Here is a 288-nt window from a genome sequence, read left to right as displayed (position 1 = left end):
GCGGCGGGTGAAGCTCGCGTCCGGGCTCGTCCCGATGGACATCACGGGATTGCTGTAGAGCGCGAAGCCGGCGTGCCTAAGATATCGGGTGGTCTCGCGGGTCATCTGGAAGCTCGATCCCTTGCCGCTCAGGCCCGGGACGAGCTTGAAGCTCGCCTCCTGGCGATCGGTCGCGTTGGTCGCCGGCGCCGACGCCATCAACTCGCCGAACACGCGCCGGACGTAGGTGCCGGGCTTGCTCGCGGATTCGAGGCTGATCGCCGCCGTCGGCGTCACGCCCGTAGCCGT

1 protein-coding gene is annotated in these 288 nt (G+C 68.8%); it reads right to left on the bottom strand.

Annotation, left to right across the window (positions count from 1 at the left end; all coding sequences use genetic code 11):
* Positions 1-276, bottom strand: a 276-nt coding sequence (locus tag FV222_RS29165; protein ID WP_246685736.1) for an AbfB domain-containing protein, incomplete at its 3' end; no start/stop codon positions are given.
* Positions 277-288 lie beyond the last annotated feature (12 nt).

This window comes from Methylobacterium sp. WL103 (assembly GCF_008039885.1).
GTDB classification, from domain to species: Bacteria; Pseudomonadota; Alphaproteobacteria; order Rhizobiales; family Beijerinckiaceae; genus Methylobacterium; species Methylobacterium cerastii.
Note: the sequence above shows the minus strand (reverse complement) of the source record. Positions and strands in the feature narration are given on the sequence as shown.